The organism is Lentimicrobiaceae bacterium (assembly GCA_023227965.1).
Lineage (GTDB): Bacteria > Bacteroidota > Bacteroidia > Bacteroidales > JALOCA01 > JALOCA01.
In genome coordinates this window covers 1-6083 of sequence record JALOCA010000069.1, presented here as the reverse complement: position 1 = coordinate 6083, position 6083 = coordinate 1, and the positions used below count along the sequence as shown (strand labels likewise).

The 6083-nt window shown below is 42.3% G+C and carries 6 protein-coding genes; 5 read left to right on the top strand and 1 reads right to left on the bottom strand.

Annotated elements, in window-relative coordinates:
• From feoB to M0R21_13575, 4 genes are all read left to right on the top strand, one after another.
• A partial coding sequence (feoB, locus tag M0R21_13590) for a ferrous iron transport protein B (protein MCK9618855.1) occupies nucleotides 1-1043 on the top strand: 1043 nt, incomplete at its 5' end.
• Between the two features lie 4 nt (nucleotides 1044-1047).
• Nucleotides 1048-1734: a M50 family metallopeptidase gene (locus tag M0R21_13585; GenBank protein ID MCK9618854.1), complete on the top strand. Its 687-nt coding sequence runs from the start codon at nucleotides 1048-1050 to the stop codon at nucleotides 1732-1734.
• Nucleotides 1734-1931 (top strand): FeoB-associated Cys-rich membrane protein, encoded by a 198-nt coding sequence (locus tag M0R21_13580; GenBank protein MCK9618853.1) that lies wholly within the window; start codon nucleotides 1734-1736, stop codon nucleotides 1929-1931. The genes M0R21_13585 and M0R21_13580 overlap by 1 nt, the downstream gene beginning before the upstream one ends.
• 63 nt (nucleotides 1932-1994) lie before the next feature.
• Nucleotides 1995-2369, top strand: a complete 375-nt coding sequence (locus tag M0R21_13575) for an Hpt domain-containing protein (protein ID MCK9618852.1) — start codon at nucleotides 1995-1997, stop codon at nucleotides 2367-2369.
• 157 nt (nucleotides 2370-2526) lie between these two features.
• Here M0R21_13575 and M0R21_13570 read toward each other — a convergent pair whose 3' ends face one another.
• Entirely contained in the window at nucleotides 2527-4896 is a 2370-nt protein-coding gene (locus tag M0R21_13570; GenBank protein ID MCK9618851.1) for a TonB-dependent receptor, read from the bottom strand.
• 81 nt (nucleotides 4897-4977) lie between these two features.
• Here M0R21_13570 and M0R21_13565 point away from each other — a divergent pair, with 81 nt between their 5' ends.
• A complete protein-coding gene (locus M0R21_13565; protein MCK9618850.1) occupies nucleotides 4978-5769 on the top strand; it encodes a LuxR C-terminal-related transcriptional regulator in 792 nt (263 codons plus the stop codon).
• Nucleotides 5770-6083 lie beyond the last annotated feature (314 nt).

Here is a 6083-nt window from a genome sequence, read left to right as displayed (position 1 = left end):
TGAAGGATTTGTTTATACAGGGAATCATTAGCGGTGTGGGCGGAGTAATAGTGTTTATGCCCAATATTATCCTTTTGTACCTGTTTATTTCGTTGATGGAAGACACAGGTTATATGGCACGTGCGGTATTTATAATGGACAAAGCCATGCACAAAATAGGTTTACATGGCAAGTCGTTTATCCCTCTCGTGATGGGATTCGGCTGCAACGTGCCGGCTATACTTTCGACCCGCATCATCGAAAGCCGACGCGACAGGATGATTACTATGCTTATCAACCCGTTTATGTCGTGCAGTGCGCGGCTCCCTGTGTTTATTTTAATCATAAGTGCATTTTTTTCGCAATACCAGGCAAGTATCCTGTTTTCCATTTACCTTATCGGCATAAGCATAGCTGTACTTTCAGCACTTCTGTTCCGCAAAACGCTGCTCAGGAAAGAGGATATTCCTTTTGTAATGGAACTTCCCCCCTACCGGCTTCCCACCCTGCGTTCGATAATAAAACATATGTGGTACAGGGTTGAACAATATCTTAGAAAAATAGGCGGCGTGGTTCTCATGGCTTCCATCATCATCTGGGCACTGGGCTACTTTCCCCGTAACAGTTCAGGAAAAAATGCACAGGAAAGCTCCTACATCTGCCAGATTGGGAAATTTATTGAGCCTGCTATGCAGCCTTTGGGCTTCGACTGGAAAACAAGTGTAAGCATACTCAGCGGTATTGCTGCAAAAGAAGTGGTAGTGGGAACTCTTAGCGTTTTACACAATCACAACGGAGAACCAGAAAATGCCTCTCTGGTGAAAAAATTGCAGGACGACACCTACAGCTACGGACCCCGTAAAGGTGAAAAGGTTTTTTCGCCCCTGGTTGCCTATTCTTTTATGCTTTTCATCCTGATTTATTTTCCCTGCATAGCCGTTATAGCCGCCATACGGAAAGAATCCGGTAGCTGGCGCTGGGCATTATTCACTGTTTTTTACAACACATCCATAGCCTGGCTGGTGGCATTTATTGTTTATCAGGCGGGAAAACTTTTTATGTAATACCATGCAAAACGTCAATAGAGATACCGTCTTCTACATTTTGCTCGTCATTTCGCTTATTCTTACCCGCGTTCCTATAGTTGGGATATATTTCCGTGTGGTGAACACCATGATACACGAAACGGGGCATGCACTAATGGCACTTTTTAGCAGCGGAAGCGTACTGAGGGTTGAATACTTTAGCAATACCGAGGGCAACGCGCTCACCAAATCATCGGGCAGGTTGGGAAGCATACTGGTGTCATTGGCAGGCTATCCCTTTTCGTCGGCTATGGGCTTGCTGTTTTTCTACCTGATACATTCGGGCTGGGAAGTGGTGGTGCTTTACGTAGTAGCAGGATTAGCCTTTATTAACCTGTTTTTTTTTGTACGCAACCGCTACGGCATATTCTGGCTTATCACTTTTTTGCTTGTAACCGGAAGCGTATTGTATTTTCAGCAGGAGTTTCTGCTGTTTGCCTTCCCGGTATTCATTGCCATGATAGTAATGGTGGATTCGTTGCTGTCGGCGGTACATCTGCTGCTGATAAGTCTGCATACGCCTAAGAAAGCCGGTGATGCAAAAAACCTAAAAAAATTTACCGGCATACCTGCCTTTGTTTGGGCTTTGCTGTTTATGGCTTTTGCATCGTACACGGTATATCTGAGCGTTTCGCTGTTTTTCAATCTTAACCTGTTTATTCAAAAATAATGCTGCAGACCGTTATTGCCATAGTTATTATTGCCGGGGCTTTTGCCATAGCAGGCATACGTTTGTATAAAAAAGTTACCAACCCTCTGAAAGGCTGCGATGGCTGTGCAGGCGACTGTAACGGATGTAGTTTATACGATTTGAAAAAGGAAATTGAGGCAAAGAATGTAAAAAATAATCGCTTGAAGAAAAAATAATGCTTAGTTTTGCCATTCAATAATAAAAACCTTTAGACAGGTTTTAGGGAATAATTTACAGCTATGATTGATAGGGACGCTTTTAAAAATAGCTTCAGAATGTTCGACACTTCTGTGCTTATTGAAATTATTGACCTTTTTTTCGAGGAATACCCCAGTCGGCTCGAAATTTTGCAACACAGTATCGAAACAAAAGATTATCCTACATTGAAATTTGCTGCCCACAGCCTGAAAGGTGTGATATCGAATTTTTGTGCAAAAACCTTACAGGAGCAGGCAAAAGAACTCGAATTTCTTGCCATTGATAAAGTTAATGACGCCGGTACCGGCGTGCCACACGAAGTTTTTGTAGGTAAATTGGAAGAATTGAAGGCAAGCCTGACCAAGTTTCTTGATGATCTGGGAGAATTGAAGAAAGAATTGGCTGTTAGCTGTTAGCTATTGGTAAAAAACACTCTCTTCTCTTATTTTTTCAGGAAAAGGTTAATAATCTGGGTATTGTATTTGACAAAAAAGAACTCAGAAAAGCATTTCAGAACATAAACCCCCGAAGGTTTGCTAAATCTCCAGGGTTTTAATCATCCCTGACCTGATTTTAAAACTCAATTTTATAGCTGATATTTGGCACTATGATGGCTTCCTGTTCTTTTTCTACCGCATTGGCAATGTAATTATATCTGTAGCCGTTAAATTCCTTAGTGCCGGTAGCATTCAGCAGTTGCAGCGACCAGATGCTTGCATGGTGTGCTTTGTTGATCCGGTACGAAATGGTGGTGCTTACGTATAGCACATCCGGTTTCCGGTTCAAAAAGGCATGGTATTCGTCGTATACTACATCTTTTTCTTCCAGAGAAGCCTGAACATTTACCGGACTGATGTGGTCGCCGCCCATGTAGGTAACTTTTCCGTTCAGTCCGAAGATGTTGTTGTTCTTCCTGCCTGTTCTCCATTCCTTGCCTGCCAGCAGGTTGATCACAAAGTTTTTGTTGTAACGGGTATTGTATTCCTTGCCGTCGCCGCCTTTGTATTTTGAATCGAAAACGGAAGCCGTAAGCAGGTAATAAAAACCATTGTTCAGGTAACGTTCCAGGGTGATATCTACGCCTATGTTGGTTCCTTTTCCTTTGCTTACCAGCGAATCGTTGATAAACCAGTTCTTATCCACGTTGATCAGCGAAAATGAACTGTCGGGTATTACCGGTATGTTGTAAAGCATCTGGTAGTAAGGTTCTATTTTCAGATGGGTAAATTCGCCTAAGCTGCAATCGTATCCCAATACAAAATGATTGGCTTTGGTAAAGTCGAGTTTTTTATTGGGTTGGCTATAACTACCGGAATGGTAAGTACGGGCAAGATAAATGCCAAGCATCTCGAGGCGGCTGTGGTTTCCGTATCCGATACTAAACGAATGTCCGGGGGCAACCTGCCATTTCATCCCGATACGGGGTTCCACGGAGTAGTGGTCGTTGAGGACAAAATATTGAGCATGTACTCCGGCATTCAGGGTAAGATTACGTGTGATATCGAATTTGGATTGGGAAAAAGCCTGCAAAAGGAAGCTGTTGCCCTGTTCGTTTACGGTTTCCACCATAGGAGTTCCTACGGGATCGGAATGCTTGATATCAATGTCGTAATTCAGATTTTCTATTGTTATGCCTGTTTTATTGGTATGCTTTGCGCTGAATTTATGGTTGTAACTGGTAGAAAAAGTATATTTCCAGGTATTGTTTTTCAGATTTTCCTTGGGGTTGTATCCGAAGGAAGAATTGATACGTTTTACATCACATCCCAGTCCATTGCCGGATACTGCCAAGGTGGAAGATAGCAGAGAACTTTTTCCTATGATCAATTTATTGCTGAAACCCAGTGCACCCATTCCCTGGTTGCTGTTAACCTTTTCCATATCCTGATCGTATTTCCATTTCAGCGGATTGGTTTCGGCTTTTACTTTGGTTTGGTCAAAGGAACCCAGTCCCCACAGGGAGAAAGTTCCGGCTTTTTGGGTTGGAAAGTTCATCTTGAACGAAAGATCCTGATATTTGTTTCCTCCGGCATCGTCAGGTAGTATGGAAGCAATCAGCGAATAAGTGGAATAACGATAGTTGAAAAGATACGATGATTTTCCGCCTTTTACGAAGGGACCTTCCGAAGAGATGTCTGTGCCAATCACACCTAACTGGATAGTATTTTCGCGTTTTTCGTTGTTCCCGTTACGGAGTTTGATGTCGAATACCCCGGAAAGAGCATTGCCGTATTCGGCGGGAAATGCGCCGGTGTAAAAGTCGGAGTTGGCAAGCATCTGGCTGCTGAGAGCGGTGATTCCACCTGCTCCAAAAGCGATGACATCGGCAAAATGGCTGGGATTGGAAATTTCCACACCTTCCATTTCCCAAAGCAATCCACGTGGTGTATTTCCCCGGACAATGATGCCGTTGTTGCCCAAGCTGCCGGTAACTCCTGCAAAAGAAGAGGCAAGGCGTGCCGGATCGTCGAACCCGCCGGCGTAGCGGGCAGCTTCTTCCACACTCAACTGGCGGGCACTGAGCGTAGCCATAGTATTAATAGCTTGTTCCTTATTAGTATTGGCTTTTATTTCTACCGTCTTTAATTCTGAAAGAGATTCTTTCAGGCGTATATTCAATACCGTTTCCTTACCAGAGCTTATCATTATTTCTTTCATCATATAAGGTTCGTAGCCTAAATACGAAACTTTTATGTTGTAACGTCCAACCGGCACCTTTTCTATTCTGAAATTTCCGTTGGCATCGCTGGCAGCGCCCAGCAAAGGCTCGGTATGCAAAATAACAACGGTAGCTCCGGGTAGCGGAAGTTCGTTTGCCTGGTCAATAATGGTTCCTTTTACAGTTTGTGTGATGGTTTGCGCCTGCAGGCAAGTCGCAAATAATAGTAATAAAAAGCTTGTAAGAATGATGATTAGTTCATTTCCTCTGTTGTTTAATTTCATTGTTTGGTTTATTTGGTTAATTTTGATGCAAAATTGTATCGGCAAAGCGAAGCCTGCAATACTGATTAATCAGTAATTTTTATGACCGAACGTATCCGTAAATTATTCGAAGAATATCTTACCATCCTGAATCTTCAGCAATACGATGAAGCAGATCTGGATTATTCATTGCTGGACTATCATTTGCCTTTGCTAAAACAACTGGATGTAATCAAGGGAAGTTCCATCTCGGTTTATGATCTTTACAAACAGAAGCATATTTTTCTGTCCTCTTCGTTTGGCACTGTTCTCGGGTGGGATATTGAAAAAGCATCAGCGGAAGAAGGCAATGCTTATTTTAATGAGCGCACTCATCCGTTTGATTTGGAAACAATCATGGAAGCCGGAAATTATTTTTTAAAGCTTTCTTTCCAAATCAATCCTGAAAACAGGAAAGACTATAAATTTATTTCCGATTACCGGGTAATGAAAAACGACGGAGAATATCTGCGGGTAATAGAGCAAACCTTTGCACTGGAACTTGACAAAAAAGGCAGAGTATGGCTGGGTTTATCCATCATTGATATTTCGCCGGACAGCGATATCCTTACTCCCGCGCGTTGCCGGGTAATGAACATCCGGACGGGAGAGATTTTTTATTTTCCGCCCGAAACAGAAATACCACTTCCCAAACCCGACCTTACTTCCCGTGAAAAAGAAATACTTCAACTGATTTCGCAGGGATTAATCAGTAAGCAAATTGCCGATAAACTCTTCATTAGCGTAAATACGGTGAATACCCACCGGCAGCGGATTATTGAAAAGCTAAATGTGAGCAATACTTTTGAAGCAATAAATTATGCTCACCGGATAGGATTAATTTCAAAAATTTAAGTTAAAACACCCCTAATTTTATTCACAAGCATTTGAAAATAAGCTAAAGTCCTGGTTTATACTTTCCGGGACTCCGGAAACGCCAGTTTTAGGTAGTTTTCAGATTTTCCCTGATTTTCTTAACCCTTTTTGCAGTTATCCGGGAATAAAATGGATGTTATCAAGGGATTGATTTTTTTGAGGAGGTGGCTTGGGCACTACAGATTTTTTTCGGAGGAAGGGTGCATATTTGTAGTTCAATGCGTCATAAATATTTCTGGTTTTTTCTTCCGGTTCAGAACAACGACGAATACTTATCCATTGTTCTCTCACGT

Bases quoted from the DNA above. Each gene is read 5' to 3' on its own strand.
- M0R21_13585 (MCK9618854.1), top strand. From the start codon at position 1,048: ATGCAAAACGTCAATAGAGATACCGTCTTCTACATTTTGCTCGTCATT.
- M0R21_13580 (MCK9618853.1), top strand. From the start codon at position 1,734: ATGCTGCAGACCGTTATTGCCATAGTTATTATTGCCGGGGCTTTTGCC.
- M0R21_13575 (MCK9618852.1), top strand. From the start codon at position 1,995: ATGATTGATAGGGACGCTTTTAAAAATAGCTTCAGAATGTTCGACACT.
- M0R21_13570 (MCK9618851.1), bottom strand. From the start codon at position 4,896: ATGAAATTAAACAACAGAGGAAATGAACTAATCATCATTCTTACAAGC.
- M0R21_13565 (MCK9618850.1), top strand. From the start codon at position 4,978: ATGACCGAACGTATCCGTAAATTATTCGAAGAATATCTTACCATCCTG.